The 18,823-nt window shown below is 37.4% G+C and carries 15 protein-coding genes; 12 read left to right on the top strand and 3 right to left on the bottom strand.

The annotated features are described in order from the left end of the window. Positions 1-2: 2 nt before the first annotated feature. The 10 genes from B8967_RS00325 (at position 3) to B8967_RS00280 (ending at position 9,866) form a co-directional block, all read left to right on the top strand. The gene (locus tag B8967_RS00325) at positions 3-479 is read left to right on the top strand and encodes a hypothetical protein (protein ID WP_084083812.1); all 477 of its coding nucleotides are present in this window, start codon (positions 3-5) and stop codon (positions 477-479) included. A gap of 972 nt (positions 480-1,451) precedes the next feature. Continuing rightward, positions 1,452-1,700, top strand: a complete 249-nt coding sequence (locus B8967_RS00320) for an acyl carrier protein (RefSeq protein WP_047491109.1) — start codon at positions 1,452-1,454, stop codon at positions 1,698-1,700. A gap of 98 nt (positions 1,701-1,798) precedes the next feature. Next, complete coding sequence (locus B8967_RS00315) at positions 1,799-3,286, top strand: phytoene desaturase family protein (protein WP_084083810.1); 1,488 nt, start codon at positions 1,799-1,801, stop codon at positions 3,284-3,286. Then, positions 3,283-4,299 (top strand): diiron oxygenase, encoded by a 1,017-nt coding sequence (locus tag B8967_RS00310; protein WP_084083808.1) that lies wholly within the window; start codon positions 3,283-3,285, stop codon positions 4,297-4,299. Before B8967_RS00315 ends, B8967_RS00310 begins: the two co-directional genes overlap by 4 nt. A 57-nt stretch (positions 4,300-4,356) precedes the next feature. Continuing rightward, entirely contained in the window at positions 4,357-5,112 is a 756-nt protein-coding gene (gene fabG / locus B8967_RS00305) for a 3-oxoacyl-ACP reductase FabG (protein ID WP_084083806.1), read from the top strand. Positions 5,113-5,129: 17 nt separating this feature from the next. Continuing rightward, positions 5,130-6,374, top strand: a complete 1,245-nt coding sequence (locus B8967_RS00300) for a beta-ketoacyl-[acyl-carrier-protein] synthase family protein (protein ID WP_084083805.1) — start codon at positions 5,130-5,132, stop codon at positions 6,372-6,374. After that, on the top strand, positions 6,361-7,401 hold the full coding sequence (locus B8967_RS00295) for a beta-ketoacyl synthase N-terminal-like domain-containing protein (RefSeq protein ID WP_084083803.1): 1,041 nt from the start codon (positions 6,361-6,363) through the stop codon (positions 7,399-7,401). Before B8967_RS00300 ends, B8967_RS00295 begins: the two co-directional genes overlap by 14 nt. Before the next feature lies 1 nt (position 7,402). Continuing rightward, positions 7,403-7,885 carry a 3-hydroxyacyl-ACP dehydratase FabZ gene (gene fabZ / locus B8967_RS00290; protein ID WP_084083802.1) on the top strand — a complete coding sequence of 161 codons (483 nt, stop codon included), beginning with the start codon at positions 7,403-7,405 and terminating at the stop codon, positions 7,883-7,885. Positions 7,886-7,887: 2 nt separating this feature from the next. Continuing rightward, positions 7,888-8,616 (top strand): thioesterase II family protein, encoded by a 729-nt coding sequence (locus B8967_RS00285; protein WP_084083800.1) that lies wholly within the window; start codon positions 7,888-7,890, stop codon positions 8,614-8,616. Positions 8,617-8,645: 29 nt separating this feature from the next. Continuing rightward, positions 8,646-9,866, top strand: a complete 1,221-nt coding sequence (locus B8967_RS00280) for a cytochrome-c peroxidase (RefSeq protein WP_084083799.1) — start codon at positions 8,646-8,648, stop codon at positions 9,864-9,866. A 171-nt stretch (positions 9,867-10,037) separates the two neighbouring features. On the opposite strand, the gene B8967_RS00275 is transcribed toward B8967_RS00280, so the two are convergent. After that, on the bottom strand, positions 10,038-12,341 hold the full coding sequence (locus B8967_RS00275; RefSeq protein ID WP_084083798.1) for a hypothetical protein: 2,304 nt from the start codon (positions 12,339-12,341) through the stop codon (positions 10,038-10,040). Positions 12,342-12,700: 359 nt separating this feature from the next. Here B8967_RS00275 and B8967_RS00270 point away from each other — a divergent pair, with 359 nt between their 5' ends. Then, on the top strand, positions 12,701-13,465 hold the full coding sequence (locus tag B8967_RS00270) for a hypothetical protein (protein WP_084084877.1): 765 nt from the start codon (positions 12,701-12,703) through the stop codon (positions 13,463-13,465). 226 nt (positions 13,466-13,691) lie between these two features. Beyond that, complete coding sequence (locus tag B8967_RS00265; RefSeq protein ID WP_084083796.1) at positions 13,692-14,444, top strand: nuclear transport factor 2 family protein; 753 nt, start codon at positions 13,692-13,694, stop codon at positions 14,442-14,444. A 117-nt stretch (positions 14,445-14,561) separates the two neighbouring features. On the opposite strand, the gene B8967_RS00260 is transcribed toward B8967_RS00265, so the two are convergent. Both B8967_RS00260 and B8967_RS00255 read right to left on the bottom strand, forming a co-directional pair. After that, a complete protein-coding gene (locus B8967_RS00260) occupies positions 14,562-17,750 on the bottom strand; it encodes an efflux RND transporter permease subunit (RefSeq protein WP_047491127.1) in 3,189 nt (1,062 codons plus the stop codon). A 6-nt stretch (positions 17,751-17,756) separates the two neighbouring features. Further along, positions 17,757-18,818, bottom strand: coding sequence for an efflux RND transporter periplasmic adaptor subunit (locus B8967_RS00255; RefSeq protein ID WP_047491129.1), 1,062 nt, complete (start codon positions 18,816-18,818; stop codon positions 17,757-17,759). Between the last annotated feature and the right edge of the window lie 5 nt (positions 18,819-18,823).

Here is an 18,823-nt window from a genome sequence, read left to right as displayed (position 1 = left end):
ATATGGCATTTCAAGATATATTCAATTTTTCCCGTAGTCTGTCTACTGGGGGAAGCAAGGCAGAAGGAGAAATTTCCGGATTTATACCGAAAGAAGAGAATGAATCAATCAGTACTCCTCCTCACGATCCGTTTAAACCTGAAAAACCAGTTCGACAAGATCCAAAAATTGTGAGAGAAACATCTCCACAATCCGGTATCATATTCGATTTCATAAAATCGGTGACGTCTGATATTAAACAATCCAGTGATCAGGTAGAGAAATCAATGAATACTCCTTCAGCAGTAACCGATCCGGCCGCAGGAGCCATGGGCAAAGCCAGAGAAACTTCTGATAAAGTTAAGGACGATACTCCTGCTTCTGATATAGTAATTACCCCTCCTCCTAAACCTAAAAATGACAAACCAGAGGGATGGGATGATAAACCAAAAGCTAATAATGAGAAGCCAGATAATTGGAATGAAAAATTTCCTCAATAGTAGTCTAAAAATAGACATACGATAGATTTCGATATAAATCATAAAGCCTCAGATTAAATCTGAGGCTTTATGATTTAACGTGAGTTAGGCCTAAGCAGCAATTATTTTGTATATCAATATATCATAGATGTTAAAAAAAAGGAAAAGAATGTGAACCTAACGTGTAAAACATCATATCTGTGGAATGCTTGACAAAACAAATATTTTTGAGATTCCTGAGGAACTGAAACAAAAATGATATACTCATTATTGAAGATATTGTAGAAAGAACCTAAACTATGGGAAAATTCAATCTATTTATTTTCGTGATCCGGACCAGAACCTCATCAAGATGGAACTTTATGCTGATTCGGATTTCAAATAACCACAAGCATATTATTATAGTAAAATTTGAAGCATAATATATCTGGTTTATCCTGCTTCAACATTATATATATTGTATTTATAAAGAAAAATATATTTAAAAATGTATTTTTCTTTTGAAAAAATAAACACAAATAAAACAATAACTTAAATAAAAATCAATACAATAAAGCATTCATTTATTTAATTAATATTTCACTATAAAGTTACTTATTTTCTTTGTCAGTTGTTTTTAGTATAGTATATTTGTCAAACAAAACAAACAAATAATGAAATACGAAAAAAACATTTCCCCCTATCTGATTCCCAAACAGATGGATTCTATTTACTTATACATTAACATTTTAAAATAGTTTTAGTCTGTAATTATCCTTTTATTCTTATCAGAAAATACATATATGACCTGGTGTGAGGATAGTCTGTTTTCATTAAACAATATACCAGCCTCTCCCCTCTTTTATCATCATATTATAAGTATTTGGATGACCATAAAAAGGCAAGTACGGCCAAACTTATAATTACACCATTAGCATTAGTATAACACTTATACTAATCAATGGTTTTTATACTATAGTAAAGCATTCATTATAATAAATTAAAATATAAATTATGGAAAAACAAGAAAAACTATTCGAAAAAGTGTACGAGATTTTAGGTGATATTACGGAATGTAATCCAAAGGAGATTCAGCCGGATACCAACCTGTTACACGATATGGGAATGACCTCCCTCATGGGGCTGGAAGTTTTGGTAGAACTGGAAAGAAATTTTCAGGTCAGCCTTGATGAAGAGCTTTTAGCTAATATGACCACCCCAAAAGATATTGTTAAAGTGTTGGAAGAAGAATTAGCAAGCTAAAATCTTGACTTTTCATTCATATTTTGTTCAAAAAATGAACAGGTAGGGAAAGAGACAAATTATCAAAATCAACTTATTGTAACAAACCAACACAAAACATGATTGACAATATTAATGTCGATGATTTGGTGATTGGAGCCGGTCTTTGTGGGTTAATGTATGGCTTAACAGCTGCCACAGAGGGACGCTCTGTCGTCATTAGCGAAGCACATCATAAAGTAGGCGGATATGCTACCAATTTTTACAGAAACAAGAGAAAATTCATTTTTGACTGTAGTCAGCATAAAGTAAGCGGACTCAGAGAACATGTAGGAAACCTCTGGAATACTCTGAAAAGGTTGGAACTCCATTCTTTACTGGAAGAATTTCATCTGCATGAAGAAATCGGAACCGTCGTTTATAGAGGCAACTTTATCAGAATTCCCTCGGAACCGAACGAAATTAAAGAGACTCTGAGAATGTACTTTCCGGATGAAACCACCGGAATAGAACAGCTATTTAAGGATATAGAAACCCATGGATATCAGCATTATATGTTTTTCAGAAGACTGATGAATGAGTATACCATCAACAAAGATATCTTAAGAGAAAGCAGAGGCCTCTCCAAAATTACAGCACGGGAATATTTTGAAACAATATTTAAAGGAAATGATATCATTGAAGTACTCAGCCCTATCGCCATCTATTCGGGGTCTATTTCCAATGAAGTGAATGCTTTTTATTTTCTTCATTGCCTGTATGCTATGTTTTATGGAGGCCAGGCTTATGTAAAAGGAACAGGACAACACCTCTCGAATGTATTACTCAAAGAATTTATCAATCGCGGGGGGATCCTGTTAAAAAAGAATCCCGTCTATGAGATGGAAGACCATGATGAACATATGCTCGTCAAAACCCGAAAAAATATGATCAGGGCCAAGAATGTAATTGCAACCTGTCCTCCGGAAGATGTACTGAAAATGCTGAAGAAACAGGAATATACAGACCGTTTCCAAAGCGTTATTAATAATTTTGAGGTCGGATGGGGACACTTTTGCGTATACATTGTAATCTCAGTTCCTCCGGAAGAAATCGGCATATTTTCTCCCGAATATCTTTTGGTTTCAGACTCAGGAGACAACTTTACGAAGGAAGACTTTGAAAACGATAGATATTATGATCTTTTTACCCTGAGTATAAGCAATTATCATAGATTTGATCCTGCCGGCGGCTATGTCATCCAGCTTGTCATGCTGGATCATGGAGACAGATGGTTTCATCTTTCTGAGGAAGAATATACTGCCAGAAAACAAAAAATTCAGGATAAGTTTATAAAAAGAGCCCTTAAGACATTTCCAAAACTTGAAGGAAAACTGATCTATACAGAATCATCAACACCAAAAACAAATTACAAATTTACTCTTGCCACCAAAGGTTCTGCTTTTGCCTATAAGATGCTCCCCAGAACCAATTTGAACCTGCTTAGTGACTTTCCCAATGACAAAATTAAATTAGTCAGTACCTGGGCTGGAGGTCCGGGTTATGAGACTGCAATGTGCTTTGGCTTTACGCAAGGTAAATTATTGAGTAAAAACACAAAAATATGAATCCGTTAAAGAAAAAAACACTTAGCCCAAGATTTTCAGATCTGCTGGAGAAGCTTAATAAAGCATCTGAAAAAAAGCAAATGAGCCTGCTTCTGGATCACCCCTGGGATGAACCCATAGATAATGTATGGCTCAAGAAGAGAGAAAATATTTCCATCTATGGAACTCCGTATTATGATCTTGCATCAGAGGAAGAAAGAAGGCTTCTGTCTGTATATGAAACCGGAGCCTGGTGGTATACGTTTATTGTATTTGAAAACCTGGTCTCGGAATATTATATGAAAATTGTAAATCATGGTTCTCTGAAAAGATTTCCGGAGGTGGTAAAATATATACATCATTTCTGCAAAGAAGAAATCGTACATGCCATGGTATTCCGAAAGGCAATGAATTATTTTAATATTGCCCCCTTTCCTGTTCCTTTAAACTTACGGGAAATATACAGCCATAATGCCTCCATGTCTGAATTTCCGCTTAAAGCCATCTACCTTACTATTTTAATAGAATGGCTGGCAGAAAACAATGCCATGGAAGACTGTAACAGCAAAGAAATTTCCAAACTTTCCCGGGCAGTAGCGGTGGAACACCATAAAGAGGAAGCGAGACATATAGAATGGGGAAAAAATATGATCCGGGAATTTATAGATGTTGTTCCTGATTTTTTAAATGAAGCCAGGGAGATTACAGCTCCCATGCTAAGAAGTATGCTCGACATGTCCATATCCAGTATAATGGTATATGCCAGAGTTGGTTTTAAAGATAAAGCCTTTAAAAACTATAAAGAGCTTATCCCAACTGTTCTGAATGCTGAAAACAGAAAAAAAATCAATTCAAAGATTATGGCCCCCATGATGAGGTATTTCGTAGAAATAGGAATCTGTACCCATGAGAATATGGAAGTATGGAAAGCAAATGGTTTTGAAAAAGATGTTGAAGATGCTGTCGAGTATTTTAAAAAGAAATCCGCTAATGAAGGTGATATAGATAATGTCATGGATAAAGATTATGATTAAATATCAGTCTTTCACAAAACTATTCTAACACTTATTAATTAATATTAAATTTTTGGTATGCATATTAACTTAGATGGCAGACATTTCCTGGTGACCGGTGGTGGACGGGGAATTGGAAAAGCTATTGTTCAGCAATTACTTTTTTCAGGAGCATCCGTTTCATTTACCTATAATCAAGGCCGGGAAATTGCAGAAAAATACTTACAGGAACTTTCTGTTGAGTTTCCTGATAAGATCGCATTATACCATGCTGATATCCAAGATGAGGAACAGTCAAAATTATTAATAGAAACTATTGAAAAATCCTCATTAGGACCTTTATATGGGCTCATCAATAATGCAGGAATTACTGCAGATGCCCCATTTTTCAGCATGACCCATGCTATGTGGAGAGACGTGATCAATACCAACTTAAATGGAACTTATTTTCTTTCCAAAGCGGTTATAAAATCATTTATCCGAAAGAAAAATTCAAAAATAATCAATATTTCATCTGTTTCCGGTGTGCGAGGTGCTGTAGGACAGGCCAATTATGGTGCATCCAAAGCAGCCATTATCTCACTCACCAAAACACTCGCCTTAGAATTTGCCAAGTTTAATATGCAGGTGAATGCAGTGGCTCCCGGATTTATAGATACTGAAATGGTTGCCCAAATGAATGAACAGGATAAGAAAAAAATAGACCAGATGATCCCCATGAAAAGAATGGGAATGCCACAGGAAGTTGCCGACATGGTCACTTTTCTCTGTTCTGAAAAAAGCAATTATGTGACCGGTCAGACATTCGTTATTGATGGTGGATTAACCTTATAAATAAACACAAAACCAATATGAAAAGAGTTGTTATTACAGGAATGGGAGTCGTAAGCCCGCTAGCTTGTGAGAAAGATGATTTCTGGAAAAAAATACTCAATGGAGATACCGGAGTCAGTGATCTTACCAAACTGGATTCCTCAAATTATAAAGGGGTAACAAGAGCTGCAGAAGTGCATCTTGAAAAAGAATATCACAATATAAACGTCATTGAGCATTTCCGCCCATATGGAAAAGCTGTTACTTATGCTGCCGCTGCTGTAGATATGGGATTAAAAGATGCAGGGCTGGAAAATAAGTTTACTCAAAAAAACAACTATGGAATTATCCTGGGAACAACGAATGGCAATCAGGATATTGTAGAACGTATCGTTGACGAATGGGATCTTGGTATGGAGCATGAAGAGCTCAATCCTGAGGCCAATGAAACCCTGAATAGATTCAGACCTGTAGAGTTAAGTGCCGGTATTGCAAAATATTATCATCTGGGAGGCCCCAATATGGTTATCCCTACCGCCTGTGCAGCGGGGAATTACGCTATAGGAACAGCCTATTCTATGATTCAGGAAGGTAGATCTCCCCTTATTATTGCAGGAGGTGCAGATCCTTTTACAAGGTCATGTTATACTGTATTTTACAGGTTAGGTGCAATGTCAAAAAATGATTGCAAACCTTTCGATCAGGATAGAACAGGAATGATTGTAGGAGAAGGCGCTGCTGTTTTAATTCTTGAAGAATTGGAGCATGCGTTGGCCAGAGGAGCAAGGATTTATGGAGAAATAAAGGGATATGGACTGGCTTGTGATGCATATGATCCCACAGCCCCGGATCCGGAAGGCTCAGGAGCCACATTATCCATGTCTAATGCTCTTGTTTCAGGTAATATTGACAGAAAAAACATCACCTATGTAAGTGCTCACGGAACCGGAACAAAAGCAAATGATGCTCATGAGATAAAAGCAATGAGTAATGTTTTCGGAGAAGGAATAAACACTTTATATGTGAATGGAATAAAGTCAATGCTGGGGCATTGTATGGGGGCAGCAAGTGCTCTTGAGGCTGTAAGCTCAGTTTTGTCATTATATCATCAGCAAATTCCGAAAAACAGAAACACAGAAAGAATTGACGAATCTTTTAATATCAACTTCCAGATACAGCCATCCAAGGAAATAGAACATCATGTAGAACACGTTCTAAGTAATTCTTTTGCCTTTGGCGGTAACATCTGTAGTGTAATATTCAGCAAATATGAGACAAATTAATCCAAAAAACGATATTGTAATTTCTGCTATTGGCTTTAACAGTCCCTATGGAACAGAAATAGATGAATACCTGAACAATTGGGGAGATCAGCCTTTATCTTCTTCTATCATTGAGGATCATGATCCTCAGAAATTTTTGAAACCCAAAGGACAGCGTTTTCTGAATAAAGCCACATTAATTTACTGTAATGCCGCATTCCAGTCTATTCATAACCGGGATTTAGGTAAGTATATACACAACAATCCGGAGAGGATTGGGCTCTATGATGGAACGGAACTATCTAACCTTGAGGACTGTTTTATTTTCGATTTAACAGCTAAAAATCAGGGACCGGACAGAGTAAGCCCTATGAAAGCACCCAGTACAATCGCTAATGCAGCAGCCAGCCAGATGGCTATACAAACTGGAATAAAAGGACCTAACTTCAGTGTATGCGCAGGAATGGCGGGAAGCCTCCAGGCGTTGGATATTGCCTACCTTCATTTGAAACAGGGAATGATAGATTACGGAGTAACGGCTTCTACGGAAGTACGGAATTCCTATCAGAAAGCAATACAAAAAACCCAGAGAAATAAATCTCCGGAACTGGGGATCTCCATGATTCTGGAACGTCAGGAATCTTTAGAAAAGGACAACAGGAGACCTTTAGCCCGAATTACAATGTTGCATTCTGAAACCTATACCCACGATGCTATTCCTTTTGAAACCTATTTGTATGAAATGCTATTCCCCGTTATAAAACAGTACAATACTGATACGATCATTGTCTCCGGTGGAACTTCCACAATACATACCAATATATTCGAAAACTTATTTAAAGAAAAGAATTTTCCTGTGACAGTATTGTATCCTGAAAATAAATTCGGTGATCTGGATAATGCCGGAGGAATGATAGGTGTTGCTTATGCGATCTCAGTATTTAACGGAAAGAATTCACACAGAACAGACAAAAAAAACATCCTTGTCCTGTCAGCAGATCCATCCGGAACAGTAATCTACACCATTATAGAAAAAAACAGTATATAGTATGAAAGCCATTTTAGAATCCTATCAAATCTCCCAAATAGTAAAATACCGATACCCATTTTTACTCATAGACAAAGTCACCGAATATGTAAAAGGGGAAAGACTAAAAGCAGTCAAAGCTGTATCTATGGGAGAACCTTATTTTTCAGGACATTTTCCTGATTTCCCCATCATGCCTGGCGTCCTCATTACTGAGGCTCTTGCTCAGGCCTCTTCATTAATGACGGTCCTGGATAGTCTGGATTGGCAAGCTGGCAGTGAAATTCCGACTTCAGAAGCAGCTTTAATGGGAGTATTAGGAAGCGTTCAAATCAGCTTTTTACAATCTGTACTTCCAGGAAACTTACTGGAACTGGAGGTCAGTATAGATTGGAAAAAGGGATCCGCCAGCTCTGTGAACGTCAAAGCATCAGTAGAAGGCTCTGTCTGTGCAAAAGGCAAAATCACAGTGATGTCTGTTGATAAAAGTAAAATCTCTTCTTAAGCATGAATACGCCTATTTTATTCTGTATTCCTTATGCAGGTGGATCATCAATGTCATTTTCAAATATAACAAGCCTTATCAGTATGGAAGGGTTGGAGATTAAATGCCTGGAACTTCCGGGAAGAGGTCTTAGACACAAAGAACCACTCCTCTCTTCTCTGGATGAGGCAGTGGAGGATCTTTATGCACATATAAAAAACAGTCTGGTATTTCCGCAAAGACCTATTTTAATCTGGGGACACAGTATGGGTGCTATTTTAGCCTTATTGGTTTCTTCCAAATTAAATAAATACCAGTTCAATACAGTTGGGTTATTGGTTTCAGGAATGAAAGCGCCTACCCACCAGTCATCACCTCATACCCTGTCCGAAAAGGCTAAAAACAAATTATTATCTGACCTTTTACCTATCAAGTATGAGCAGAACAAAGAGGCTCCTCTTTTTCAAAAAATTTATAAGAAAAGAATGGAGATTATGGAAAAAGATGTAGAAATATTGGAAAAATATCAGACTGATAATTGGCCAAAAATATCTGTATCCAATACTATAGCTGTTATCATGGGCGAAAGTGACGAACTATACCCTACCTTATCCTATTATGAAAACTGGAAACTTCATACTTCAGGCAATACAGAATGGTTTCCGATAAAGGGCAATCACTTTTTCCCGATGCAACATCCGGAAGAAACCGCCAGATTACTTACTCAAATACTAACACAAATATTGAACTAAAACAATCCATTAACTTAAAAAAACAAAAAATGAAAGTGAAAAAATTATTATTCTTACCGGCAATCGCCTTGCTTAGTCTAATGTATGCATGCTCCAATGATAGTATGACACTGGAACCTATTACTGAACCCAATGCACAAATATCAGCATTATCCATGTCCAGAAATGTCTCATCGCTATCTGCTTATTTTGGTGATAATATAGATTTCAATAATTTACCCAATTATGCCAACCAAAATATTCCAATGTATATATTCAGGAACAACATTCCGTTCAATAATCGTATCACCAATGAAGGGGCTACATTAGGAAGGGTTCTGTTTTATGATAAGAAACTGTCCAGCGACAATACTGTATCATGTTCCAGCTGCCATAAACAGGAATTGGCATTTGGAGATAATAATGTTGCCAGCCAGGGAGTAAATGGAACAACGGGAAGACATTCTATGAGACTTATCAATGTAAGATTTGCAGAAGAAGTCAGATTATTCTGGGATAAACGCGCAGCCTCTTTGGATACCCAGACTACAATTCCGATAAAAGATCATGTAGAAATGGGCTATAGTGGTAAGAATGGAGACCCATCATTTGATAATCTTATCACAAAACTTCAGGGACTGGAATATTATAAAGAACTTTTTACAAGAGCCTATGGCAGCCCGGAGGTCACTGAAGAAAAAATGCAGAAAGCATTAGCCCAATTTGTCAGCAGTATCATCTCTTTTGACTCAAAGTATGATGAAGGAAGAACTATGAGTGGATCTGATTTTCTTGACTTCTCTAACTTTACCGCCGAAGAAAACCTTGGAAAAAAACTATTTATGGAATTTCCTGTGGCCGTACGAGGAACCCGTGCAGGAGGAGGTTTCGGCTGTGCAAGCTGCCACCTGGCTTCGGAATTTGGGATGAGTGCCCTGAGTGGTAATAATGGCGTAATTGATAAAATAGGGAGTACTGATATAGATCTTACTGTGACCAATTCTCCTTCAATGCGGGATCTGGTTAATTCCAATGGACAACCTCATGCTCCTATGATGCATTCTGCTGTATTTTCTACGTTAGAGCAGGTAATAGATCACTATAACAATATTCCACAAGACCCCAGAAACAACAAACTGGATAATAACCTCCGTTTAAGAGGTTTAAATGCTACACCGGAGGAAAAAAAGGCGGTTATTGCCTTTATGAAAACTCTTACCGGAAAAAATGTTTATAAGGATAAAAAATGGTCAAACCCATTTATCAATTAATAGAATTTGATATAAAAGCCGGCTTTTTGCCGGCTTTTTTTAAACATCTCCGGAATCTCTCATAATTCCATTCTTCCGGATAATGCGGATCGTATTGTTTGATTTCCGAATCTATATGATATCCATAAATACAGTGTACCCAATATCATGGAGTATCATAGTGATAGACGGTTAAAGCCCAAATTTAGAAAACAGTCCCGGTTTTTTCCATGATGCTCTGTATTCATCAGCAATAGAATCATAGTCTGGAAAAGAACACACATGATCCAATATCGCATGTGCTTCCTTAAGATTACCAGACTTGTACAGAACAGCTGCCTTTGCCAGCTCTACTCCTTCCATTAATTTGTCATATCCCCATTCTTCATTATTATAGATCGTAAAAAACCTTTCAGCAAGTGATAAAGTCTGATCTTTATGATCCAGTTTACTGTAAATTCTGACTCCATAGCTGAGCCAAAGTACATAATCTTCAGTGTCCATGATTTCCGCATTGAAAGTATCATGATTACCAAATGCGGACGCAGCTTCCGGGTATGCTCCATGAAAATAATTGCTCTTTACCATCATATAAATTGTTTTCGCCCTGTCGAAACTGTCCAGCATAAAATCTTTTTTGCTTTCCAGATACTTATGAGCTGTGATGGCTACTTTTTTGTAATCTTCGCGTTCATTATAGAGCTGCATCAGAATATATTGTGGATGAGGTTCCCGGGGAAAACGTTCGGCAACTTTTTCATAATAAGATTGTCGGGTTATATGATCTTCGCTATCCAGACGCTGATCCATTATTTCCTCCAAAATATTCTTACCTGCTTCCAGATCCCTGTAATCATAATCACTGATCTCCGGATGTTCCATACTGTGCTGATAGAAGTAAGTAAGGGTTTCTTCAGCATTCCTGTAAACATTATCACATCCCAGCAGGCAATGAACCTCAATCTGGCGTGCTTTATAGTATAAATTTTTATAAAAATAACGATCGTCCTCTTCATCATAGAGACTGAAATACCTGTTCAGTGCTGCCTCAGCCTCTTCATCGTCTTCACCCTCTAATAATGCATCCAGCAATACAAAATGAAGTTCCCTGAACTCGGAATATGTAAGCCCTTCAGAGGCTTTGGCGGCAGAAGTATAATGATCACCCTGCAAAGAATATTTAATGGCTAAATTATTACAGCACATCGCCCTGGTATGCAGGTCATTGTAATAATCGCTATCAAACTTGCCCTGTTTATAATATCTTCGGAATGCTTTGTAAGCCTGCTCATACACTATCCGGCTAACTTCAGTCCACAGTAACGTATCATTTTCATCTTGTATATTTTCTATAAATTCATTCAGATAAACTCCTTCATTATAGATGTCTCCGGGCAAATCCGAAAATACAGGAATTTCAGCCGGTATCACTTTATAAAGGTGATATTCTGATTCTGCTTTCCGTCTCCATGCCGTTGCGTTTGATGATAAGGCTACAGCTTTTTGTAACAGGGGAATTGCCTCAGCGTAACTCTCTTCTTCATAGAGATAAGTCCCGGCAAAGTAGTAACCTGAAAAAAGTTCCTGATGTATAGTAATCACTTCAAGAGCATGCTCATAGTAAAAGTGTTCAGAGATATTCATCAGGTCAGCATAATTTCTTTCAATGATCAGCTGGTAGTAGAAAACATCAGGATGATCATATCCGTTTTGAATCAATTCTGCAAAACGCTGATGCCACTCTACCAGCTTTTCCTGTATATACAAAGCACTGTTAGTCCCTTTGATGGCTTTCAGCATCATCTTCAATGAAAGATCCGGAGCATTATTTTCATAGGCAATATCTGCAAGGTTAATAAAATCATTGTCATCTCTGCTTACAAACGTAGATTGTCCCTCTTCAATAAGAGTTATTAATTTTTCTCCGGGGATCATTTTTTCGCGATCCAGCAGATATATCTTTTTGATCCAGAACAAGGAGCTATTTTTTTCCCTCAGCTCCCGGTTGTCTGCAAATGCTCTTTGAAAATAATATATTCCGCCTTCAAGGCTGTTTAAAAGGGCCTCATTTTCGCCCAGAGATTCATATATTTTCACCAAAAAATCATAGCCATAGGCTTCGTATTCAATATGATCCAGTAAACGTTCTGCATATGTTATAAATTCTACCTTGTTTTCTTCTGTGATATGTTTTTTCATCCTGCCTATCTGCATCAATGTATATTCGTTGCTTAAAGGGTAATCCAGAATATTATAAAGGGCTTTAAGGTTGTTCGGATTTAGTTTTAAAATTCTGCGCAGATACGGAATTACTTTGTCACATATAGCATTGTAGACTTCTTCATGTCCTTCATCATACACCCTGTCATGATGTGCCACTGCCATTAAAAATAAAACGTCTTCATGGTCAGGATGGGATAATAAGTAGTTTTCACCCTGTGCAATACACTGTTCCAGTTCTCCACGATAAAACAGCTGTTCAAAATTGTTGTACATTATTAATATTTTGTTCTAAAATTCTATTGTTTTTTCCTATCAGCTTTAGAAGCCTAAGGATTTTTTGATGTGGTATGCAAAATATAAAAAACAAAATTAAAAACAGAGGAAAATACCCATAAAATCAGGAATAATATGATATTAAACTTATAGACCTTTACGCGTAAAAACTCAATATGTCTGATACAGAAAAGTTTATCATCATGAGCCAGAATAGTAAATTATTATACAAAAAATTAAAATCTTATTAAATCAGAAAAATTACTGCATAAAATTGCCCTAATTCTTTAATTTTCAAATTTAAAGCCTTAATTTTGAAGCGAAATTCAGAAAATTCAGATTCTTCAACAACTATGTACATGAAAAAAATGATGATCGGGCTTTGTTCAGCCCTATCGGTTATTGTTTTGGGACAAAAAAAGCCCTCAAAAGTAAGTAATCTTACCGCTTACAGTTATCAGACATTCAATTGTGACAACAAAGGATATTTTGATGCTGCCAAATATGAAAAAGAAGAAATAGACGGCGTTAATAAACTGCTATATAAATTCAATGGGGTTCATTTTGATACGAATCCTATTTTTAAGCTTTCCAGCCTTGAGGAGGTTCGCAAAAATAAAGAGGCTCACTTAGAAAATCTCGAAAAACAATATCAGGAAAAAAAAGAAGAACTTTATAGTCTTAAAGTGATCGATTTACCGGTTTGGAAAAACCTGTATGAGAATGCTATTCAGACTTTTGAAAATGAGTATGAATTAAACAAGGAAGAGATTATGGCTTTTTCTGATCCTTCGACCCTCAAAAACAGTAAATTTTATAATACCTGCAAAGAGCCCATAGATGCTATATCTTCTCCGGATCGGGAAAAAATGTTTGAGGCCTGGAAAAACTTTACGGAACTAAAAAGCAAAAACAACGCAGACCCTAAAGGCGTGATGGCCAGATTTGATCTAAAAATGAATGATCCTCAAAAAGAAGATTACGCCTTGATTGATCTGATCGGCCTTAGTTTTCACAACTGTGCCAACAGCAGCTTCAGACAAAAGCGTGAAGATGAAGGAACCGTTTACAAAGATTTTGATAAGATTTTCATGAATCTGAAAAAAAACTGTGAAGAATTGTAAGATCTGTTTTTATTGAAAAATTGAAGAATTTAAAAATATCATGCAGCACCTGATTGGGTGCTGTTTTTTTGTTTAGGAACGATGTAGATATTGTCATAGCATTTCCACTCTTCTCCAATCTGCAGAATATTGAGGTTGGAAATCAGGTCTTTGAACTTCTGATTATTTTATCTCTACTTAGTTCTATCTTTTTGTATCTTCAATTCTTAATTAAAAAACATAAAAAATGAAAAACAAACAAAAAGCAATCGAACTCTTAAATGGTATTGAAACACGGGTACCTCTTGATCATATCAATGAAGGGAAGTACATACAACACAATCTGAATATTGGCGAAGGACATGCAGGCTTAGAAGCCCTGTTTTCGCAGCTTCCAAAAGGCTCTACCAAGGTAAATATCATAAGGGCTTTTGAGGATGGTGACTATGCCTTCTGTCATGTAGATTACAACTTTTTCGGCCCCAAAATAGGATTTGATATTTTCCGTTTCGAAGAAGGAAAAGCAGTGGAACATTGGGATAACCTTCAGGAAACATCCGGCCCAAATCCAAGCGGTCATACCATGACAGACGGTACAACAACGATTACAGACCCAGACAAAACGGAGGCTAACAAAGTATTGGCACGAAGCTTTGTAGAGGATATTCTGGTCAACGGAAAAATGGACAAGTTAACCCATTATATTGATGGTGAAAACTATACCCAACACAACCCACAAATAGGTGATGGTCTGTCTGGCCTGGGGAAAGCTTTGGAATATATGGCTTCTCAGGGTATTACGATGCAATATGACACCATCCATTTAGTATTGGGAGAAGGTAATTTTGTGCTCACTGCAAGCGAAGGTAAATTTGGCGGAAAGCACACCTCTTTTTATGATTTATTCCGCATTGAAAACGGAAAAATTGTCGAACATTGGGATACCATAGAAGAAATTCCGGCAAAGGAAAACTGGAAAAATAACAATGGGAAATTTTAACTGAAAAACTTTTATAGTCAGGCTCCTCATAATTTTAAACAAACTTACTATTTATAAAAATCAAAAAGCGTATCAAAAAAATGATACGCTTTTTGGGTTAATTAAAGGTTGTTATTTTTAGTCTACGTGTTTCGGAGTAAATCCGTCTTCACTTAGTTCTTTATGTACATAATCAGCTTTCATTTCAGCTTCGTAGTCTACTTTTTCATGTTTACCCATTCTTCTTAGAATTGAATCAAATAATGAATAAACTACCGGCACAATAATTAGCGTCAGGAATAGAGATGATGTCAAACCACCAATAATAACCCATGCTAATCCGTTGTTCATCTCTGCTCCTGCTCCTTTTGCAATCGCAATCGGGATCATACCGAAAATCATCGCAATTGTTGTCATCAGGATCGGACGAAGACGTGCGTGGTTCGCCTGAATCAAAGCATCATGAGTACTGGCTCCTGCTTCTTTTCTCATATTCGCAAAGTCGACAATCATAATCGCATTCTTCGCCACCAAACCAATCAACATGATCATCCCCAGCATCGTAAAGATGTTTAATGAATTTGCGGTGATAGCAAGGATAACCATTACCCCGATCAATGCCAAAGGAATAGAGAATAATACTACAAACGGATATACGAATGAATCATACAATGAAACCATTACCAGGTAAACCAATACGATAGCGGCCATCAATGCAATTCCTAAGGTACCAAAACCTTCGGTCTGGTTTTCCATATCACCACTCCAGATGTAGCTTACTCCCGCCGGTTTTGTTTTTTCGTTATCCATAAACTGAGCAGCCCATTCGTTGGCAACGTCTCCTACAGGACGACCTACCACTTTAGATTTTACCTTTACAGAAGGTGCTTTATCTCTACGTTCCAATAAACTCGGTCCTGAACCCATTTTCACTTCTGCAAACTGACTTAGTCTGATCTGCTCACCCTGAGGATTTGTAAACATCAGGTTTCTTACATCATCAATGGATTGTCTGTTGGCATCACCAAAACGGATATTGATGTCATATTCATATTCTCCGGCTCTGAATTTTCCGTCTGTATTTCCACTGAATGCAGTCTGCATCGTTTGTCCTACACTGGAAAGGTTTAAGCCTAAAGATGCCATTTTATCTCTGTCGATATTCACCTGAACTTCCGGATTTCCAGAGTCAGTCGATAATTCTGCATCTACGGAACCAGGAACTTTTTTAAGCAACTCTAGAATTCTGTTAGCTTCTTTATTGGCTGTTTCGTTATCCTGAGCCGTTACCACCATTTCAATCGGTGCATTATCTGCTCCCATTAATCCGATTGGTGCCGTTTTAAATTCAACTCCTGTGAATTTTTCTTCCAACGCTCTCTTGATTCTTGCAGATTTTATATCTGTGCTTTCATTACGCTCAGATTTATCGACCAGAATCACCTGGATCTCTGACTGATATAAAGTAGCCTGCGCACCACCAAATCCTGATGACTGCTGACCAACTGTGGTGATCATGTCTACAACATCTTTATCATTTCTAAGATATCTTTCAACCTCCAATGTCAGCTGGTTGGTTTTTTCTACAGAAGCATCTTTAGGTAATTCCATCTGAACAAGGAACTGTCCTCTGTCCATTTTAGGGAAGAATTCACCACCGATAAATCCGAAAGCTACCAGCATGAATGAAGAAATCAGGATAATGAAGGTTACGACTACTGTCATAATTCTTCTTAATGTTGTTTTTAAAGCCCATTCCAGAATTCCTGTGATCCAGTGAGTGAATTTTTCCAATTGCTTTTCAAACCAAAGGATAAATTTCTCAAAAGGATTTTTACCTGTCAAATGTACCAGTTTACCATATCTTGAAGATAACCAAGGAATGATGGTAAATGAAGCTAATAAGGAGAATAATGTCGCAATAACCACCGTGACGCAGAACTGCGCCAGGATATCAGATACCAATCCTGAACTCATCGCGATCGGTAAGAATACCACCACGATTACCAGGGTAATAGCTGTTACGGTAAATCCAATCTCCGAAGCTCCGTCATAGGCTGCACGAATTCTGCTTTTCCCCATCTCCATGTGACGGTAAACGTTCTCCAAAACTACAATGGCATCATCCACAAGGATACCAACAACCAGTGAAAGTCCTAATAAACTCATCAGGTTTAAGGTATAGCCCATCAGATACATCCCAATTACTGTTGCAATCAATGACATCGGAATAGAAACCATTACGATAAATGCATTTCTGATGTTATGAAGGAACAATAACATTACTACTGCTACCAGGATAATCGCTAAGAATAAATCGAAAATTACATGGTCCGCAGCTTCAAGTGTAAAGTCTGTTGTATCATCTACAATGTTTATTTTAATTGCCTGAGTTTTATAATTCTTCTGAACATCAGCAATTGTTTTCTTCACTAATTCTGAAACTGAAACCGCATTGGCATCAGATTGCTTTTTAACCTGAAGTAAAATCGTAGAATTCTGATTGTATCTTGCAACTTTCTCCACATCTTTCTGTGTATCGAAAACTGTTGCAATATCAGATAAACGAACCTGAGCTCCATTTTTATTGGAAACGACAAGGTTATTCATCTCATCTACACTTTTATATTTTCCGGAAAGTCTGATCGTAGATCTTGAAGTTCTCGTCTTCAAAGCTCCCGTCGGGAAATCCAGGTTTGAGGAAAGAATCGCCTGCTGTACGTCTGCGATGGCAATCCCATATCCCTGCATTTTCTTTTCATCTAAGTTTACCTGAATCTCTCTCTCCTGCCCTCCTACAAGGTCAACCTGAGCCACACCGTTTACACGGGAGAAAATAGGTTCTATTTTTTTATCTAAAAGGTCATAAAGATCTTTATTATTCAGTTTATCACTGGAAATACTCAATGTCATGATCGGGAGATCATCCAATGAGAATTTCTGCAAAGAAGGTGGATCTGCATCGTCCGGAAGATCTGCTAAAATAGCATTAACCTTTCTCTGTGCATCATTCAAAGCATAGTTTACATCGGCACCGGTATTCAGCTGAACCATAATAACCGATAAACTTTCATAAGATGAAGATTCTACTTTTTTTACGTTTTCCAGGGAACCCACGGCATCTTCAATTTTCCGGGTTACCGAAGTTTCCACCTCAGCAGGCGAAGCTCCGGGATATACCGTAGAAATGGTTACCATATTGGTTTCAAACTTTGGAATCAACTCGTACCCCATCATGGAGTAACTTAATAAACCACCCAACGTAAGTATCGTAAACAATACGATAACAAGGGATGGCCTTTTAATGGATATTTCTGCTAACTTCATCTTCTGTTACTTTACGATATTGATTTTCGCACCATTATCAAGGTTGATCTGCCCACTGGTAACTACCTGTTCACCACCGTTCAGTCCGCTTAAGATCTGAACTTTATCACCGTACACTTTTCCTGTTTGTACTTTGATCAGTTTAGCAATACCATTGTTTACGATAAATAATTGCCCTGAACTTACTCCGTTTACGAAAGCTTCTGCAGGAACGGTAAGCATATTCTGAGTTTCAGCACCGTGATTGGTTTTAAATAAAGCGGTTGCATACATCCCTGCTTTTAAGTTTCCTCTGTTCTGAACTTCAATTTCAACAGGGAAATTTAAAGATGCATCACTTTTAGGAGCAATGAAGGTAATTCTACCGCTGAAAGAATCTTCAGGTAAAACATTGACATTAATAGGAACTTCCTGTCCCAGTGCAATTCTTCCTACCTGACTTTCATCTACCAATACAGAAAGTTTAAGACTGTTGATATTAACGATTTCAAACATAGAAGTCCCTACAGAAACCACTGTTCCAGGCTCAACCATCTTTTTATTGATCGTTCCGCTGATTCCTGCACGAATGCTTGTATCATTTACTCTTACTCCCTGAGCTTTAACGGCAGCCTGCATGTTTTTCAGCTGTAGTCTTGAGTTATCCAGCTGCTGTTTTGTAACACCACCGGTTTTATATGCGTTTTCGTAACGTTGGTTGTCGATAATTGCATTTTGCAAATTATTCTGAGCTTGTGTTACATCAACTTCAATGGCATCTCTTTTAATAGTTGCCAACGTCTGACCTGCAGAAACTCTGGAACCTTCCTTTACCAAAACACTAACGATACGCCCTGCAATTTCTGAAGACTGATTCATTTCCTGCTTAGGAATAAAAGTTCCGTTGGCTGAGTAATCGGTATTGATATTTTCTCTAGAAACCGTTACAACATTCACGTTGATCTTATCAACCTGCTTAGCAACTTCTTTAACCTCTTTTGTCTGTTTCTCTTTGTTACCTGCAATCTTATAGGCTGCCAAACCTACAAGTACAGCTGCTACGATGATATATATTAAAGTTTTTTTCATTTTAG

The organism is Chryseobacterium sp. YR221, from assembly GCF_900176315.1.
Lineage (GTDB): Bacteria > Bacteroidota > Bacteroidia > Flavobacteriales > Weeksellaceae > Chryseobacterium > Chryseobacterium rhizosphaerae.
The sequence above is the reverse complement of the archived record's forward strand: the minus strand, read 5'-3'. Positions and strand labels throughout refer to the sequence as shown.